Source organism: Bacillus cereus group sp. MYBK14-1 (assembly GCF_051916885.1).
GTDB lineage: Bacteria > Bacillota > Bacilli > Bacillales > Bacillaceae_G > Bacillus_A > Bacillus_A cereus.
The window spans coordinates 119,141-136,336 of sequence record NZ_JBQAHM010000009.1; the positions used below are offsets into that span (position 1 = coordinate 119,141).

Here is a 17,196-nt window from a genome sequence, read left to right on the forward strand (position 1 = left end):
TTTATTATGTCACAACAAGTTACAATGTCATTTTCAGTAGTACCACAAGCAAAAACGAAAGATGTATATTCTGTTGTCGATAAAGCAATTGAAGTTGTGCAACAATCGGGAGTTCGTTATGAAGTAGGGGCAATGGAAACAACTTTGGAAGGAGAATTAGATGTACTTCTTGATGTCGTTAAACGTGCGCAACAAGCTTGCGTCGATGCTGGAGCAGAAGAAGTGATTACTTCTATTAAAATCCATTATCGTCCAAGCACTGGTGTAACGATAGATGAAAAGGTTTGGAAGTACCGTGATGAATATGCAAAACCAGAAGCAATCTAAACTTATTACAACTATTTGGCTTATCCTTCTCATTGCGATATGGGAAGGATCTGTTTCATTATTTAAAATCGAACCGTGGATTTTACCAAAGCCTTCTGCCATTGTTCAAGAATTAATTGGGATGAAAGATTTACTATTACCAAATACGATGCAAACACTGCAGGAAGTTATAATTGGACTATTCTTTGCAATTTTATTGGGGACGAGCATCGCAATTATTATGGACGTTATACCGTTATTTCGTATTTTAATAAATCCATTGCTCGTTATTTCGCAAACAATTCCAATTGTTGTACTTGCACCGCTATTTATTATTTGGTTTGGATATGGGATGTTGCCGAAAGTAATGGTCGTAATACTCGTTTGTTTCTTCCCAATTGCGCTTAGTATTTTAGAAGGTTTTCAAACAGTAGATAAAAACATGTTGAAACTGTTACAAACAATGAAGGCGACAAAATGGCAAGTTTACCAGAAAGTAAAATTTCCAGCAGTGCTTCCATACTTTTTCTCAGGTTTAAAAATTGCAGTTACATATAGTGTAATGGGGGCAATTATCGGAGAATGGCTCGGTGCAAGTGAAGGATTAGGCGTTATGCTTACGAGGGCTACAAAATCCTTTTTGACTGCCCGAGTATTTGGTGTTGCAGCAATCATCGTTATGGTGACATTATGCCTGTATTTTATCGTAGAGTTTATGGCAAGAATAACAGCACCATGGATATATAGAAAGGACGGCAGAAAATGAAAAAAGGTTTGAAAGTTATGTTAGCTGCCTTAGTAGCGGTAGGTGTGGCTGGATGTAATCCGGCGAAGAAAGAAGAAAGTGCAAGTAAAGATCAAAAAGTAAAAGTAGTATTAGATTGGTTTCCAAATACGAATCATACTGGCTTGTATGTAGCGCAAACGAAAGATTATTACAAAAAGCAAGGATTAGATGTAGAAATTATTCAACCAGGTGACAATGTAACAGCAGAGCAAATGATAGCATCAGGAAAAGCAGACTTCGCAATAAGCGCACAAGAAAATGTAACGTTAGCTCGTGTGGAAGGAATTCCTGTTGTATCTGTAGGAGCGATTATTCAGCATAACACTTCAGCGTTTGCATCGCTTAAGAAAGATAATATGACGTCACCGAAAGATTTTGAAGGTAAACGTTACGGCGGCTGGGGAGGACCAGCGGAAGAAGCGACATTAAAGACGATTATGGATAAACATCAAGCTGATTTTAATAAAGTTGAAAAAATCATCTTAGGACAAACAGATTTCTTTAAATCAATCGGTCGTGATGCAGATTTCGAATGGATTTATTACGGTTGGGATGGTATTGAAGCGAAGCGCCAAGGAAAAGAGTTAAATACGATTATGGTGAAGGACTTAGATCCAGCGCTTGATTTCTATAGTCCTGTTATTATTACGAGTGAAAAACATACGAAGCAAGATAAAGACTTTGTGAAAAAGTTTATGAGTGCAACGACAGAAGGTTATAATTTTGCAATTAAGGAACCGAAAGAGGCTGCTGATATTTTAATTAAAGCTGTTCCAGATGTAAATAAAGATTTAGTTCAAGAAAGCCAAAAATGGTTAAGTACGAAGTATCAAGATGATGCTAAAGCATGGGGAGTACAGAAGGAAGAAATTTGGACGAATTACATGAATTTCTTATATGACAACAAAGTTATTAAAAAGAAAATCGATGTAAAAGATGCTTTTACAAATGAATTCCTTCCAAGTGAAAAATGAGCGGATTACAAATAAAAAATATAGTGAAATCTTTTGACGGAAAGAATGTATTAGAGAATATTAGTGCCTCTATACAAGAGGGAGAGTTTGTTTCCTTTGTAGGACCAAGTGGTTGCGGGAAAAGCACATTATTAAACATGATTGCAAATGTTGAAAAACCAACAAGCGGGAACGTAACGTATAACGATAAGCAAGTACAAGAGCAAGATGTTGTTAGTTATATGCCACAACAAGATTTATTACTACCGTGGCGATCAGCTTTGCAAAATATCGTTCTTCCGTTAGAAATTGAAGGAAAGCCGAAAAAACAAAGGCTGACAGAAGGAATGGAAGCATTAAAGCAGTTCCAACTAGATGAATATGCAGACCATTATCCAGATGAATTATCTGGTGGTATGCGTCAAAGAATTAGTTTTCTGCGCACATATTTATGTGAAAAGCCAATTATGCTGCTGGATGAGCCTTTTGGTAAATTAGATGCATTTACAAAAATGGAAGTACATAGCTGGCTTTTAAACTCTTGGCATCAAGAAAAGCAAACAATCGTTATGGTGACACATGACTTAGATGAGGCAATCTTGCTTTCAGATCGCGTATTTATTTTATCTCAAAGACCAGCGTCAATAGTTGGCGAGGTACAAGTGAAATTACCTAGGCCGAGAACGATGGATATGTTAACATCACTCGAATTAAAAAAGGATAAAGAAGAGATTTTAAGTGTGTTAGCTCCTTATATGAAAAAATAGAAAAAGCTGATGTTTTAATTTTAGACGAACCGACTAATCATTTGGATGTAGAAACTAAGATGGCTTTACAGGAAGCGTTACAACAATACAAAGGAACGGTTTTAATTGTCTCACATGAACCTTCTTTCTATGAATCGTGGATAACAAAAGTATGGAATATAGAAGATTGGAATACTGAACAATATGAATAAAGAAAAGGCATTAGCTTTTAGGAGCTAATGCCTTTTCTTTGTGATTAACATGATTTTCGAGAACTCTTACATGAGAATTGTATGAAGAAGCACTCTTATGGTGCGCTTATAAGCGTGCTTTTTCTTTTGTTATATTTATAATACGAAAGCCTTTCCCTAACAGGTGACTATCTTTCTTTATATATATAGATAGTTCAAAATGGAATGAAAATAATTCCTTTATGTAAAGGATAATATGGATATTATAGGAAGACAATAGAAATTAAAGGAAATTCATGTAAAATTCAAATGAACTTCATATAAACTTCATATTAGAAATTAAATATAATTATAATAGGTTATTATGATATTTTTGATTTTTCGTAAAATTAAAAGTTTGAATTTAGGAGGTATTGCTCAAACCTAAATTCAAACTTTAGTGAATTAATTAATGGATATTACGTCTAGTTTTCGCTAATGACGGTATTTAAAAGTTCGGCAGGATTACCTGTTCCTGCACCGCCAATTGTAATAGATCCACCAGGAGGAATTTCACCATTCCATCCTGCGTTCGTAATTACATAATGATTATTTGTTTTACTACTAATTTTAGAATCCCAAACTTGTGTTAAATTACCGCTATAATCAAATTCTAATTTCCAATTTTTAATAGGAGTCGTTCCATTATTTTTGATTATAATCGAGAAGTTATAACCGCTGCCCCAATTCGAAGTGACTGAAAATGTAGCAGTACCATTTCCATCAGGAGGTGTCGTATTAGCTTCATCCGTTTTGACAGTAAGAGCGGTAGGTTGTGATTTATTTCCAGCAGCATCTTTGGCAATTATTGAAAATGTGTATTCCGTATTAGGTTTTAAGTTTTTAATTGTAATGCTATTTGTTGTTGTACTCCATTTCTCTTCTCCAGCAGTAATTTCATATTCCATAACTCCTACGTTATCAGTAGATGCAGTCCAGTTTAATTGAACTGAGTTTGAATTTTTATTCGTAACTACAACGTTTTTAACATTCGTTGGTGGCTCAGTATCTTTTTGACTAATAGGTCCACCAAGTAATTCTTTTACTAGCGTATCAAGTAATTTTGGACCACTGCAACTATATTTTGGACTTGTACGGCAATCTCCGCTTAGTTCCCAAAACATTGCTCCACTTAAACCTTTCGTCTTTATATAGTCTGTTTTGTATTTCATAGATTCATTGTCATCGTAGCTAATAAATGTGCCTGTAGTTGCATTATATAAATAAGGTACTTTAGCTGTGTCATTCCAGTAGCGTACAAAACCATTTTTATTAACGTAATTGGCTGCTAAATCACCGTAATCATACACACCTGTGTCACCGGTAGAATAATCATCCCAAGTACCTTTAGAAGCAAGTTTCCCATCACTACCTGGTTTGCAAGGTTGATATTGTCCGTTATTTTCTTTGCCACAACTTTTCCAGCCACGTCCGTAAAAGGGTACGCCTAATACTAGTTTATCGACTGGAACACCTTCATTTGTATAAACATTTATAGCACCATCTACGTAAAAATTCGTATTTGCTGCTGGGTCATTTGGATCCTTATATAGAGCTGCATTATGATTAGAAGTAGCTTCCCATCCGCCGTGGAAATCATATGTCATAATATTAATCCAATCGAGTATTTGAGAAATTTTCTTTAGCTCTGTATGATCAGCGTAGCGTTGGCTTGCGCCTGAAGCGATTGTTAGTAAATATTGTTTGCCATCTTCAGCACCTGCTTTATTCAAAGCATTTCGGACATCTTGAAGAAGGAGAGTGAAATTTTGTTTATCTTCAGGACGATAACTACCACCAGGAATCGTTTCAACGCCCGGATATTCCCAGTCTAAATCTACGCCATCAAACCCATATGCGCGAAGAAAAGCTACTGTAGATTCAGCAAATACTTTTCTTGTTTTTTCATCAGCGGCCATATCAGAAAAGCGGTTAGACCAAGTCCAGCCACCAACGGAAATAATTGTTTTTAAGTGAGGATATTTAGCTTTTAATCGTTTTAGTTCCCCGAAATTTCCGCAACGGGCATATTTATCGCAATCTTCCCAAGTTGTCCCTGAGCCAGGATACGATTTGGTAACATCAGCCCATGGTTCACCGAGTACGAGAGTACCATTAGGAACCTCTTTATTTTGCAATGGTACACCAGATTCTTTACAGTTCCACGTTTGTTTATTTGGATTATCAGGATGAGTAGAAGGGTTTCCATGTTTTCCATTCCAACAAATATCCGCGAAAGCATAGTTAAGGTGAGTAAGCTTTGATGCATCAATGTCAGCAACTTGATAATTACGTCCGTAAACGCCCCACGAAGGAAAGTACCCAACAATTTTTTGACTTTGCTTTGGTGAATCTGCTAATGCGAGATTTGGAGTAATAAAATTTGTGAGAAAAAGAGGTAAGAAAAGTAGTAGAGATAGTAATAGCAGTGTGAATTTTTGAGACCTCATAGCCATTTCTCCTTTCAAAATAAAAGATATATTTAAAGGCATACGCCAATAAACCAAAATGAATCTAGACGTATGAAACATCTAGATAAAATGATCAGACATCACGAAGTCTATACAAGGGAGCTGGGGGTGATTAAATCGTAACAAATGTAAGATTTAGTGTAAACGCTTTATTAAGTTGAAAAAGACTTTCTCAATACAAAAAGGCTTGAATACAAACTATATATGAAAACTAAAGATTGGTATGGGAAGAAAAAGCTCATTATAAATAAATTTGAGAAAAAATTGTATGGAGCCAATTATTAAAGACGTAGAAAGATCAGGAAATATCATGTAAAATAATAGTAAAAATATGTAAAGGAGGGAATAGTGTGGATGTGTTTTTGAACATTGCTGAAGAAAAAATTCGACAAGCAATACGGAATGGTGATCTTGATTATCTTCCGGGAAAAGGAAAACCACTACAATTAGAAGATCTTTCAATGGTACCTCCAGAACTTAGAATGAGTTATAAAATTTAAAAAAATGCGGGAATGATTCCACCAGAAATGGAACTACAAAAAGATATATTAAAAATAGAGGATCTAATTGCTTGCTGTTATGATGAAGAAGAGAGAAAGAAATTACGAGAAGAGTTTACAGCAAAAACTCTTCGTTTTCAGCAGGTAATGGAAAAGAGAAAGATTAAAGATAGTTCAGCTTTTCGTATGTATCAAGGCAAATTATTTCGTAAATTACGCTAAGAGGGATAAGATGACTACATTTAAAACGATAGAAGAATTAGCGACCTATATCGAAGAACAACAATTGGTACTTCTGTTTATTAAAACGGAAAATTGTGGTGTTTGTGATGTTATGCTAAGAAAAGTAAATTGCGTATTAGAGAATTATGATTACGTAGAGAAAATAGAGATATTACTACAAGACATGCAAGAGATTGCGGGGCGATATGGAGTATTTACAGGGCCAACAATTTTATTATTTCATAATGGAAAAGAAATTCTTCGTGAATCACGCTTCATTTCACTTGAAAATCTAGAGAGAATCATTCAATTATTCGAGGAATAGGGGAGGCTTTTATATGGGATTTATTATTGTCATACTATTATTTGTTGTAGTTGGAATAATCGTAACAGCAGTTCGATCGAACAAAAAGAAGGTGAACTTGGCGAAACAAAATAACATACATAATTCATCTAACAGCTCATCACCATTATTTTTCTTTGCTGGATCGGATAATGATAGCTCGCATGATGGCGGTTCACATGATTGTGGAGGCTCTTTTGGGGGAGATAGCGGAGGAAGCTGCGGTGGCGGTGGGGATTGATGAAAATGCGCCTTATATAGGCGTATTTCTTTTTAAACAAACGTTTGATTAGTCGGCTTACATATACATAAACACAGTTAAACAAACGTTTGATTAATATTTTTAACATACTAAGGGGAATGGAAATGAAAAGGGAACCGAAAGTGAAAAATAAGGGGAAAGTAGTGTTATTTTTATTAGCTGCGGGAGGCGTATTTCTTGTTAAATTAGCATTTAAATTTGGAACAATACATATGATTCGAACTTGGTTTGAAAGTACGTTTTCTTAAATAAGGAATATAGCCTCTTGCGATAGAGGTTTTTGATTTGTTATTATTAGACTGAACGGTCGGTTTAAAGAGGTGTGAATATGAGAAGAAGCGCAGAAGAGATAAAGAAAGAAATTGCATACAAAGCAGAAAGTCTATTTTCACAGAAGGGCTACGCAGCTACATCTATGGAAGAGATTTGTGAAATTACAGAGCGAAGTAAAGGAAGTATTTATTATCACTTTAAAAGTAAAGAAGAATTATTTTTATTTGTAGTGAAACAGCATACGTATGATTGGCTTGAAAAATGGAATGAAAAAGAGAAGTTGTATAGCACTAGTACTGAAAAACTATATGGTCTCGCGGAATATCATGTAGAGGACATACAGCAACCAATTTCAAATGCCATAGAGGAATTCTCTATGAGTCAAGTTGTAAGTAAAGAGATTTTGGAGGAACTATTAGCTTTAACTAGAGAATCATATGTTATGTTTGAGAAATTAATTGAAGCAGGTATACAGTCTGGAGAGTTCCGTGAAGATAATACTCGTGATCTTATGTATATTGTGAATGGATTATTATCAGGGCTTGGAGTACTTTACTACGAGCTAGATTATAAAGAGTTGAAGCGTATTTATAAAAAGGCAATAGATGTATTGTTAAAAGGAATGGCAGCTGAATAATAGGTCAGTTGCTTTTCTTACAAAATAAATTAGACTGAACGGTCGGTTTGTGAAAGGGGAATGAAAATGAACGCTTTATTTAAAAACCGAGCATTTATGCTCGTTATGGCGTCTGATATTTTACAACAATTTGCAATTTGGATCAGAAATATGGCTCTTTTGTATTTTATAATGGAGCGAACGAATAATGATCCGGTTTCTGTTTCTTTGTTATCAGTTATGGAATATGCACCTATTTTTATTTTCTCGTTTATCGGTGGTGCGCTAGCTGATCGCTGGAATCCGAAAAGAACAATGGTCACTGGAGATGTGTTGAGTGTACTGTCTATTATAGGAATTGTCCTGTTGTTAAAGCTGGATTATTGGCAGGCTATATTTTTTGCAACACTCATTTCCGCGATTGTAGGTCAGTTTTCTCAGCCCTCATCTTCGCGTATATTTAAGCGCTATGTAAAAGAAGAACAGGTAGCAAATGCGATTGCATTTAACCAAACATTACAGTCATTATTTCTAATTTTTGGACCAGTGGTAGGATCGCTTGTGTATACACAACTTGGTTTATTTACGTCACTATATAGCTTAATCATTTTATTTTTGTTATCTGCTATCGCCCTTTCATTTTTACCAAAATGGGTTGAAAAAGAGCAAGTGGCGAGAGATTCATTAAAAAATGATATAAAAGAAGGTTGGAAGTATGTTCTTCATACGAAAAATTTACGTATGATTACGATCACTTTCACCATTATAGGCTTAGCTGTTGGATTAACAACTCCATTAGAGGTGTTTCTTGTAATAGAACGCCTTGGAATGGAAAAGGAAGCAGTTCAATATTTAGCTGCAGCTGATGGAATAGGTATGTTAATTGGTGGTATTGTTGCTGCAATTTTCGCTTCAAAAGTGAATCCGAAAAAAATGTTTGTATTCGGTATGGGCATATTAGCAATGTCATTTTTAGTAGAAGGGCTATCTACATCATTTTGGATTACTAGTTTCATGAGGTTTGGAACAGGTATTTGTTTAGCTTGTGTTAATATTGTTGTCGGTACGCTTATGATTCAACTTGTACCAGAAAATATGGTTGGAAGAGTAAATGGGACGATTTTACCACTGTTTATGGGGGCAATGCTAATTGGAACTTCACTAGCTGGAGGATTAAAGGAACTAACTTCACTAGTTACTGTGTTTTGTATAGCAATGGCACTTATTTTATTAGCGATAGGGCCAGTTCTACGTATGCAAATAAAAAAAGAAGATGTTGCTAATAAAGAGGCACTAACAAATTCGTTAGCTTCGAAATAACTATTGTAAGGGAGCAATATTGCTCCCTTTTTCTTTGAGGAACTTTTGACAACTATATGAGCCAATTATATACTGATGTTGTAAAAACGATTTTACAGGTTAGGAGCAATGGTGTGAAAAATCAAATCTATGAATTACGCACTGAAAATAATATTTCACAAGGCGCATTAGCTGATAAATGTAAGGTTTCTAGACAAACGATAAATGCAATTGAGAATAATAAATATGATCCAAGTTTAGCGTTAGCATTCCGTTTAGCTGAAGTATTAGGAACAACTGTTGATAAATTATTTTTGTACAAGCAGTAGAGTCGTTCATTATAAGTCGCACCTTTAAAAATAAAAAAGATCCTCTTCTTATGAGAAGAGGATCTTTTCTTATAGCGTTTTAGTCTTTGGACTAGGTGGTGTAACGGATGTATTATTTTCTGGAACTCTAGTTAGTAAGAATCCTCCGATAATAAACAGAACAATAATACTAAGAACACCAGCGTTTGTTTTTCCTGTTAATTGGGTTGTAACACCGACTAATACCGGACCCATAATTGCGGCAAACTTGCCAAATATATTATAAAATCCGAAGAATTCATTAGCAGATTCTTTAGGTACTAGTTTTGCAAAGTATGAACGACTTAGTGCTTGAATACCACCTTGAGATGTAGCAACTAACATTGCTAAAATCCAAAAATCAAGTGTCGTTTTTAAAAAATAAGCATATGTGCAAATAATGATATAAATAATGATACCGACATATAACATTTTTTTACCAGTAAATGTTTCAGATAATTTTCCGTATAGTAAAGCAAATGGACAAGCGACAATTTGTGTTACAAATAATATGATTAATAGATTCGTTGCACTAATACCGAGATCGGTTCCGTAAGCGGTAGACATAGTAATAATTGTGTCGACTCCGTCAATATAGAAAAAGTAAGCGATTAGAAACATAAATACAGTTTTATATTCTTTAATATTTTTAAAAGTATCAGCAAGACGTTTGAAGCTCATTCTAATAGGTCTTGGATGACGCTCAATATAGTGTGTTTGCTCTACGTTTTTTAGCATTGGAATTGTAAATAATCCCCACCAAAGAGCTGTTATTGCAAAGGAAATTTGACTAGCAATGCCGACCGATAAGGGAATAGTTCCTTTTTGGGAAAGAATAATAAGAGCGATACAACCGATAAAAGGAATTGTACTCCCGATATAACCTAATGCAAATCCTCTTGTAGAAATTCGGTCCATTCTATCTTCAGAAGTGACGTCTACTAAAAATGCATCATAGAAAATGTTTGCTCCAGCAAAGCCGATTAAGGCGAGCATATAGCACCCTAGCAATAAGTACCACTGAGAGGTTGGAACGACTGCTAACATACTTGTAAATACGATACCGAGTCCAAAGAAGAATGTGAAAAAACGTTTTTTAAATCCTTTATAATCAGCAACTGTGCCAAGAATAGGAGCAAGTATAGAAATTAAAAGTGTTGCGAATGAGTTTGCATATCCCCAATATGCTGTTGAAGTTGCCCCAGATAGTCCAGCTTCTTTTGCAGCTGCTTTAAAGTAAATTGGAAATAATGCAGTTGTAATGACGAGCGAGTATACAGAGTTCGCCCAATCGTATAATATCCAGCTTTTTTCTTGTCTGGACATTTTTTTCATATAATGTTCCCCCTTAAATTTGTTTTACTAACAGTGTACAAAAATAAAAATTATAAAAAGAGAAACAGTGATGAATTTTACATAACTTTTACATATATACACTGTTCTTTACAATTGGAGTAAATCCTCTACAATTGCTCCGTCTGTTTCACCTAAGTGTAAACCGAGTAGTCTAGCGATAGTTGGACCTTCATCAATAAGTCTCATATACGGGACGGTAACGCCACTTTTTATTCCTTTCCCAGCAGCGATAAAAATTGTTTCATAGTTAGGTTTTGTTGGAGAGTATCCATGCGTACCAAATGTATATTTTTTACTAGGCGTAACATCTTTTTCGGTAATTTCTTTTATAAAATCTCCTGTATAGTTTTCAGTGAAATAATACCCTTCTCGTGCTTCTAACATGAATAAACAATTACCGTCTGCACCGCAGTCTTTCGCAGCTTCATCATGAAGTATAAATTCAATTCCGTTTTGTTTATTTTGAAGTAGCTCTTCAAGGAGTAGTTGTACCTCCCGAATTGTATCCGTATCATTTTTGTCCTTTACATATACATAGGCAGAGCCGTCGCAACTTTGGCAATAGGCTTTCCAGTCTACTAATTTTCTTTTTTTATTAAGAGATATAAGTCCTCTTTGATGGAATAGCACATTTAATTGTATGGATTTGTTTTCACTTAAAGCGCTATGATCACCAAGGGCAATAATTGTACTTTCTTCGTATAAGTCACTTTCTTTTAGTGCTTGAATAATTTTCCCTAGACGTTCGTCGTGTCTCTGGATAGCAGCTATTGTTTCGTTAGATTCAAAGCCGTGATAGTGTCTTTGTGTGTCTAGATCGGTGAAATGTACGAACATGATATTAGGCTTTTTCGTCTGGATTGTATGCACAGCAGAGGCGAGGACGAAATCATCCAGCTCTGGTTGTGATAAACCATTTCTTATATGGCCGAAACGACGATTTAAATCTAATTGGTATAGTGGGCTACCGCTAAATAAGGAAACTAACACTTGATTTTGCCAAGGTCTATTTGGAAAAATTTCTGGTAAATTGTAATCGATGTTCGCTCTTCCAGTAACAGGCCATAGAAGGGCAGCTGTCGTTAAATTTGCTTTGCGCGCTTCATCATACAATGTTGTTCCTTTTATTGATTTTCGGTACCAATGCCAATCAGGTGATTCACGCCCTGGTTGAAGTAACGTATTGCTAACAACACCGTGCTTGTTAGGGTAATTACCGGTTACGATTGTTGAGTGGCTTGGATATGTTACAGAAGGATAAATTGGTTCTACTTTTTCGACAACCGTGCCCTTTTTTATTAGAGATTCGAAATGAGGTAGTTTTTGTAGTATAGGAAAATCTAAAGCTGATAAACAGTCGAATGATAAAATAATGACATGGTTTGTTAATGCTTTATCCATAAAGTTCCCTCCTGATTATATAAAACCTATTCTTATATATTACTATTAATACCTAGTAATAAAAATATATTTTTATGTGAAAATTTATTATTTATTTTCAGAAAAATTAAACATATAATTAAGTATAAGGGAATCTATGGAAGGAGGAAACACTATGGATTGGTTAGATGGATTTGGTATCTTTTACATCATTGGCGGAATCACGATTATCCTTGTATTTGCTATTTCATATTTACTAAAGAAACGGTTTCCAGACAAACAGTTCGATATTATATTTGCACTTAGTTTAATACTTCTTTGCTTAGCGTCCTTTCCCGTTACAATGATTGTTATTGGTGGGTGGGAAGGAATGGGATATGGATTTATTGGTTTCTTCGTCCTACTTGGTACACTTATCGGTATGATTGCACATCAACTTGTGAAAATTACGCGGAAAAGCTACGTATAAAACTGCAAAAAATGAAAAGAATATATAAAAATAAGAAAATTAGCTATTGTTTTAAAAAAGAATTTGTATTATGATAATCAACAAATTTATTTCGTTATAACGATGAAAAAGGACTAGTACATGTTCAACCTTTTTAGCAGAGAGAGAATCCGTCAGGCTGAAAGATTCTTAAAAAGGCAATATGGAACCTGCCTTTGAGTTCTGCATATGCAGCGGGAATTTCCCGTTATCAAAAAGAGAGCATGCGCAATTTTTGTGCATGAATCAGGGTGGTAACGCCGACAAAGCTCGGTCCCTATTTAGGGACGCGGGCTTTTTTGTATTTTCTAGAAGGAGGGAAGACTGACTATGGCAAAAGAACAAGTGCAAGCCATTACGAAGATGGAAGAGGACTTTGCGCAGTGGTATACCGATATTGTAAAAAAAGCCGAACTTGTTGATTATTCAAGTGTAAAAGGATGCATGATTTTACGTCCGTATGGTTATGCCTTATGGGAGAATATGCAGAAGGTGATGGATGAGAAGTTAAAAGAAACTGGCCATGAAAATGTATATATGCCAATGTTTATCCCAGAGAGTTTATTGCAAAAAGAGAAGGATCATGTTGAAGGATTTGCTCCTGAAGTAGCATGGGTTACGCATGGCGGAGATGAAAAGTTAGCGGAAAGACTTTGTGTACGTCCTACATCTGAAACTTTATTCTGTGAGCACTTTTCAAAAATTGTGCAATCCTATAATGATTTGCCAAAGTTATATAATCAGTGGTGTTCAGTAGTTCGTTGGGAGAAGACAACTAGGCCGTTCCTTCGTACGACTGAATTTTTATGGCAAGAGGGTCATACAATCCATGAAACGGCAGAAGAATCGCAGGCTGAAACATTAAATATTTTAAACTTATATGCTTCTTTCTGTGAGGATTATTTAGCAATACCAGTTATTAAAGGACAAAAAACAGAAAAAGAGAAGTTTGCTGGAGCAAAGGCAACTTATACAATTGAAAGTTTAATGCATGATGGAAAAGCACTTCAAACAGGAACCTCTCATAACTTTGGGACGAATTTCTCAGAAGCATTTGATATTAAGTTTTTAGATCGTAACGGTAAGTGGCAATATGTGCACCAAACATCTTGGGGTGTATCAACAAGAATGATAGGCGGGCTAATAATGGTTCATAGTGATAATAATGGACTTGTAATGCCACCAAAAGTCGCTCCAGTGCAAGTTGTTATTGTACCAATTGCTCAGCATAAAGAAGGAGTTTTAGCAAAAGCAACAGAGTTACAAGCACATATTCAAAAGGTTGCACGAGTAAAAATAGATGCTAGTAATAAAACACCAGGCTGGAAATTTAATGAGTATGAAATGAAGGGGATTCCAATTCGATTAGAAGTTGGCCCTAAAGATATTGAAAAGAATCAAGTTGTACTTGTAAGAAGAGATACGAAGGAAAAAGAGTTTGTACCAATGGATCAATTAGAAGAACGTATTCCAGCATTACTTGAAGAAATTCATATTGCTTTATTTAATAAAGCAAAAGCATTTCGCGATGAGAATACGTATGTTGCGACAAATTTCGAAGAGATGAAAAAAATAGCTGATGAAAAGCAAGGCTTTATTAAGGCAATGTGGTGCGGGGAATTAGCTTGTGAAGAAAAACTAAAAGAAGAAGTTGGCGTATCTTCACGTTGTATGCCTTTTGAGCAAGAGCATTTAGCTGAAGAATGTATTTGTTGTGGTAAAGAAGCTAAACAAATGGTGTATTGGGGAAAAGCGTATTAATACTTTTTCTGATAGGTGATAAAAGGACTTTGGGCTGCATAATAAAATGTAATCCAAAGTCCTTTTTAGTTTTATACAGTATTTCATGTACTTTTTAGATGGAAGGATGTTGTTCTTATTTTACGTTTTTACGACGAATAAACAGTAACATACCAATTAGGAATGTTGAAAGCCCCATTAAAATAGATATAGGGTAATGCGTTGCAGTATTAGGTAATTTATCACCTTGTTTTTTCGTATTATCTTTTACATTCCCCCCTTGAGAACCGTTGCCCTCCTGAGAATTGCTATCGCCTTTAACACGATTGCCACCTTGAGAGCCATTACCCCCTTGAGAACTGCTATCACCTTTAACACGATTGCCGCCTTGAGAGCCATTGCCGCCAGAACCGTTACCACCAGAACCGTTACCGCCAGAACCATTGCCACCAGAGCCATTGCCGCCAGAACCGTTACCGCCAGAACCATTGCCACTAGAGCCGTTGCCGCCAGAACCGTTACCGCCAGAACCATTGCCACCAGAACCGTTACCGCCGGAACCATTACCGCCAGAACCGTTGTCACCAGAGCCACTGCCGCCAGAACCGTTGCCACCAGAACCGTTGCCACCAGAACCATTGCCACCGGAACCGCTGCCGTCAGAGCCACTACCACCAGAACCGTTACCGCCAGAGCCGTTGCCACCAGAACCATTGCCACCGGAACCGCTGCCGTCAGAGCCACTACCACCAGAACCGTTACCGCCAGAACCATTGCCACCAGAACCGTTACCGCCGGAACCGTTGTCACCAGAACCGTTACCGCCGGAACCATTGCCACCAGAACCGTTACCGCCAGAACCATTGTCACCAGAACCAGCATCGTCCTGAGAGCCGTTATTTCCTGGAGGTATATTATTATCCTTTGAGTTTCCTTCTGCAAAATGATCGCTATTTTGTACAATAGCGTTTGTTAATGGTTGGAAGTTTTCAGTTGCAGCATTACCGATATTTAAACCGCTAAAAAAAGATAAAGAGAGTGTTGATGCTAAAATGAAGATTTTCGTCATGGTTTTCCTCCTAAGAGATTAATGTTCCATCTAAAATACATCCCTTTGTAATATTTCTTAGGAAAAAGAGTTTTATGCAAAAAAAACTATATATAGAAAAAGGTGGTGTATTTGTCAAAGCAGAAAAGGGTTAATGTAGATTTCCTACAAATAGTAGAGGGGGAGAATTTACATTCATAACGGTAGAGGAAGTGGCAGCAGATGAAAGAGTATATAGCGTTTGATATTGGCGGTACGCAAATTAAGTATGGTATTGTTTCAGAAATAGGGAGAGTATTAAAGCGTCAAACAGTTGCAACAGAAATTCATTTAGGCGGAGAACAAATTATTCAAAAACTTATATATGTATCCAAAAAAATAATGAATGAACATACTATTGCCGGAATCGGTATTAGCACTGCGGGAATTGTTGATATTAATAAAGGAATTGTGACGGGAGGTGCGGATCATATTCCGGGATATAGTACTATTCCTATTATTGATAGATTGCAAGAGATATTAAAAGTTCCAGTATCGATTGACAATGATGTGAATTGTGCAGCGTTTGGAGAAAAGTGGAATGGTAGTGGAAGAGAGAAAGATAACTTTATTATGCTCACCCTTGGAACAGGGATTGGGGGAGCAATTTTTATAGATGGAAAATTGTACCGAGGACATTCATTTAGTGCTGGTGAATGGGGGAATATGTTAATAGAAGAAAAAACGTTTGAAGAGGTTGCTTCGATTTCAGGATTAATTCGACTTGTAAGCAAATATAAAGGCAAAGGCAAGTGGAATGGGAAAAGAATTTTCGAGTTGTATGATAAAGGAGATCGGGAAGTTGCTCAAGCAGTTGGGATTTTCTTTAAACATTTGGCAATCGGAATTAGTAATCTTGCTTATATTTTTAATCCAGAAACGATTATTATTGGTGGAGGAATTACCGATAGAGGAAATGAGTTTTTAAAAGAAGTAAAAGAAGAGGTCAGTAAATACTTAAATCAAGAGATTTATAATAATTGTGAGATTGAACTTGCGCAAAACGGTAATTGTGCAGGAATGATTGGTGCTATTTACCACTTCTTACATCATCATAAGTAAATTATATGAATGTTTTCATATAACTGAGAATTTATCCTTTTTATCGCTAGGTAAATAATGCTACAATATAAGAGAAGAATACAATATTTTCCGATTCGGAAAATGCTTTGTAGAAAGGGAGAAACTTCATGCCTATTATTTTAGAAAAAGGTCAAAAGATCGATTTAACGAAAGGACAACCAAAAGTAGCAAAACTACAGGTTGGCTTAGGCTGGGATCCAATTGGGCAATCAGGTGGATTTCTGTCTTCATTATTTGGAAGTAAACCAAATGTAGATTGTGATGCATCTGTTGTTATGTTAGAAGGAGATCGTTTTTTAAACAAAAATGATTTAGTTTACTTCGGAAATAAACTTTCTACTTGTGGTAGTATTATTCATTCAGGAGATAATTTAACAGGTGAAGGCGCTGGTGATGACGAAACAATTTTCGTAGAATTACATAAAGTTCCAAGCCGTATTAATCGTTTAGTATTCGTTGTAAATATTTATGACTGTGTAAATCGTCGTCAAGATTTCGGGATGATTCGTAATGCATATATTCGTATTCAAAACCCGCAAACTGGTGAAGAATTAGCACGCTATAATTTATCGGATAATTATGCTGGCAAAACAACTCTAATTGCAGGTGAAATGTATCGTCACGGAAGTGAATGGAAGTTTTCAGCAGTTGGAGAAGGCACGCAAGATAAAAACTTAAGTGAGATTGTATCACGTTATCAATAAAATA

At 35.8% G+C, this 17,196-nt stretch carries 18 protein-coding genes, 2 pseudogenes and 1 other annotated feature; of the genes and pseudogenes, 16 read left to right on the forward strand and 4 right to left on the reverse strand.

Features of this window, described 5'->3' with window-relative positions; all coding sequences use genetic code 11:
* Positions 1 to 6 precede the first annotated feature (6 nt).
* The 5 genes and pseudogenes from ACTFR3_RS21255 to ACTFR3_RS21275 form a co-directional block, all read left to right on the forward strand.
* Positions 7 to 327: an MTH1187 family thiamine-binding protein gene (locus ACTFR3_RS21255; RefSeq protein WP_000082906.1), complete on the forward strand. Its 321-nt coding sequence runs from the start codon at positions 7 to 9 to the stop codon at positions 325 to 327.
* Positions 299 to 1,072 (forward strand): ABC transporter permease, encoded by a 774-nt coding sequence (locus ACTFR3_RS21260; RefSeq protein WP_001057166.1) that lies wholly within the window; start codon positions 299 to 301, stop codon positions 1,070 to 1,072. The genes ACTFR3_RS21255 and ACTFR3_RS21260 overlap by 29 nt, the downstream gene beginning before the upstream one ends.
* Positions 1,069 to 2,067 carry an ABC transporter substrate-binding protein gene (locus ACTFR3_RS21265; protein ID WP_000715573.1) on the forward strand — a complete coding sequence of 333 codons (999 nt, stop codon included), beginning with the start codon at positions 1,069 to 1,071 and terminating at the stop codon, positions 2,065 to 2,067. The genes ACTFR3_RS21260 and ACTFR3_RS21265 overlap by 4 nt, the downstream gene beginning before the upstream one ends.
* Entirely contained in the window at positions 2,064 to 2,813 is a 750-nt protein-coding gene (locus ACTFR3_RS21270; protein ID WP_000016088.1) for an ABC transporter ATP-binding protein, read from the forward strand. Before ACTFR3_RS21265 ends, ACTFR3_RS21270 begins: the two co-directional genes overlap by 4 nt.
* Positions 2,810 to 3,004, forward strand: a pseudogene (locus tag ACTFR3_RS21275) (ABC transporter ATP-binding protein); the annotation flags it as partial. The gene ACTFR3_RS21270 and the pseudogene ACTFR3_RS21275, both read left to right, overlap by 4 nt.
* 443 nt (positions 3,005 to 3,447) lie before the next feature.
* Here ACTFR3_RS21275 and ACTFR3_RS21280 read toward each other — a convergent pair.
* Positions 3,448 to 5,472 carry a glycosyl hydrolase family 18 protein gene (locus tag ACTFR3_RS21280; RefSeq protein ID WP_001257487.1) on the reverse strand — a complete coding sequence of 675 codons (2,025 nt, stop codon included), beginning with the start codon at positions 5,470 to 5,472 and terminating at the stop codon, positions 3,448 to 3,450.
* A gap of 371 nt (positions 5,473 to 5,843) precedes the next feature.
* Between ACTFR3_RS21280 and ACTFR3_RS21285 the strand changes: the two are divergent.
* The 7 genes and pseudogenes from ACTFR3_RS21285 (at position 5,844) to ACTFR3_RS21315 (ending at position 9,337) form a co-directional block, all read left to right on the forward strand.
* A pseudogene (locus tag ACTFR3_RS21285) lies at positions 5,844 to 6,215 on the forward strand (DUF1992 domain-containing protein).
* 10 nt (positions 6,216 to 6,225) lie between these two features.
* Positions 6,226 to 6,540 (forward strand): thioredoxin family protein, encoded by a 315-nt coding sequence (locus ACTFR3_RS21290; RefSeq protein WP_000206515.1) that lies wholly within the window; start codon positions 6,226 to 6,228, stop codon positions 6,538 to 6,540.
* 13 nt (positions 6,541 to 6,553) lie between these two features.
* Positions 6,554 to 6,799 (forward strand): hypothetical protein, encoded by a 246-nt coding sequence (locus ACTFR3_RS21295; protein ID WP_000505774.1) that lies wholly within the window; start codon positions 6,554 to 6,556, stop codon positions 6,797 to 6,799.
* Positions 6,800 to 6,924: 125 nt separating this feature from the next.
* Positions 6,925 to 7,068 (forward strand): hypothetical protein, encoded by a 144-nt coding sequence (locus tag ACTFR3_RS21300; RefSeq protein WP_000817981.1) that lies wholly within the window; start codon positions 6,925 to 6,927, stop codon positions 7,066 to 7,068.
* A gap of 80 nt (positions 7,069 to 7,148) precedes the next feature.
* Positions 7,149 to 7,730: a TetR/AcrR family transcriptional regulator gene (locus ACTFR3_RS21305; protein WP_001254439.1), complete on the forward strand. Its 582-nt coding sequence runs from the start codon at positions 7,149 to 7,151 to the stop codon at positions 7,728 to 7,730.
* Between the two features lie 66 nt (positions 7,731 to 7,796).
* Positions 7,797 to 9,029 carry an MFS transporter gene (locus ACTFR3_RS21310; protein ID WP_000992579.1) on the forward strand — a complete coding sequence of 411 codons (1,233 nt, stop codon included), beginning with the start codon at positions 7,797 to 7,799 and terminating at the stop codon, positions 9,027 to 9,029.
* Between the two features lie 56 nt (positions 9,030 to 9,085).
* A complete protein-coding gene (locus ACTFR3_RS21315; protein WP_002023181.1) occupies positions 9,086 to 9,337 on the forward strand; it encodes a helix-turn-helix transcriptional regulator in 252 nt (83 codons plus the stop codon).
* Between the two features lie 69 nt (positions 9,338 to 9,406).
* Here the strand turns inward: ACTFR3_RS21315 and ACTFR3_RS21320 are convergent, their stop codons facing one another.
* Both ACTFR3_RS21320 and ACTFR3_RS21325 read right to left on the reverse strand, forming a co-directional pair.
* Positions 9,407 to 10,690 carry an MFS transporter gene (locus ACTFR3_RS21320; protein ID WP_000738812.1) on the reverse strand — a complete coding sequence of 428 codons (1,284 nt, stop codon included), beginning with the start codon at positions 10,688 to 10,690 and terminating at the stop codon, positions 9,407 to 9,409.
* A 108-nt stretch (positions 10,691 to 10,798) separates the two neighbouring features.
* Positions 10,799 to 12,112, reverse strand: a complete 1,314-nt coding sequence (locus ACTFR3_RS21325; protein ID WP_017673773.1) for an alkaline phosphatase family protein — start codon at positions 12,110 to 12,112, stop codon at positions 10,799 to 10,801.
* Positions 12,113 to 12,266: 154 nt separating this feature from the next.
* Here ACTFR3_RS21325 and ACTFR3_RS21330 point away from each other — a divergent pair, with 154 nt between their 5' ends.
* Positions 12,267 to 12,560, forward strand: a complete 294-nt coding sequence (locus ACTFR3_RS21330; RefSeq protein ID WP_000383850.1) for a YesK-like family protein — start codon at positions 12,267 to 12,269, stop codon at positions 12,558 to 12,560.
* Between the two features lie 93 nt (positions 12,561 to 12,653).
* Positions 12,654 to 12,860, forward strand: a binding site (T-box leader).
* Positions 12,861 to 12,908: 48 nt separating this feature from the next.
* Positions 12,909 to 14,339, forward strand: coding sequence for a proline--tRNA ligase (gene proS, locus ACTFR3_RS21335; protein ID WP_001040977.1), 1,431 nt, complete (start codon positions 12,909 to 12,911; stop codon positions 14,337 to 14,339).
* A gap of 115 nt (positions 14,340 to 14,454) precedes the next feature.
* On the opposite strand, the gene ACTFR3_RS21340 is transcribed toward proS, so the two are convergent.
* Complete coding sequence (locus ACTFR3_RS21340; RefSeq protein WP_440044804.1) at positions 14,455 to 15,387, reverse strand: LPXTG cell wall anchor domain-containing protein; 933 nt, start codon at positions 15,385 to 15,387, stop codon at positions 14,455 to 14,457.
* Between the two features lie 201 nt (positions 15,388 to 15,588).
* Here ACTFR3_RS21340 and ACTFR3_RS21345 point away from each other — a divergent pair, with 201 nt between their 5' ends.
* Together ACTFR3_RS21345 and ACTFR3_RS21350 are read left to right on the forward strand one after the other, a co-directional pair.
* Entirely contained in the window at positions 15,589 to 16,467 is an 879-nt protein-coding gene (locus ACTFR3_RS21345; protein ID WP_000666116.1) for an ROK family protein, read from the forward strand.
* A gap of 128 nt (positions 16,468 to 16,595) precedes the next feature.
* Positions 16,596 to 17,192: a TerD family protein gene (locus ACTFR3_RS21350; protein ID WP_001121586.1), complete on the forward strand. Its 597-nt coding sequence runs from the start codon at positions 16,596 to 16,598 to the stop codon at positions 17,190 to 17,192.
* The last annotated feature ends 4 nt before the right edge of the window (positions 17,193 to 17,196 follow it).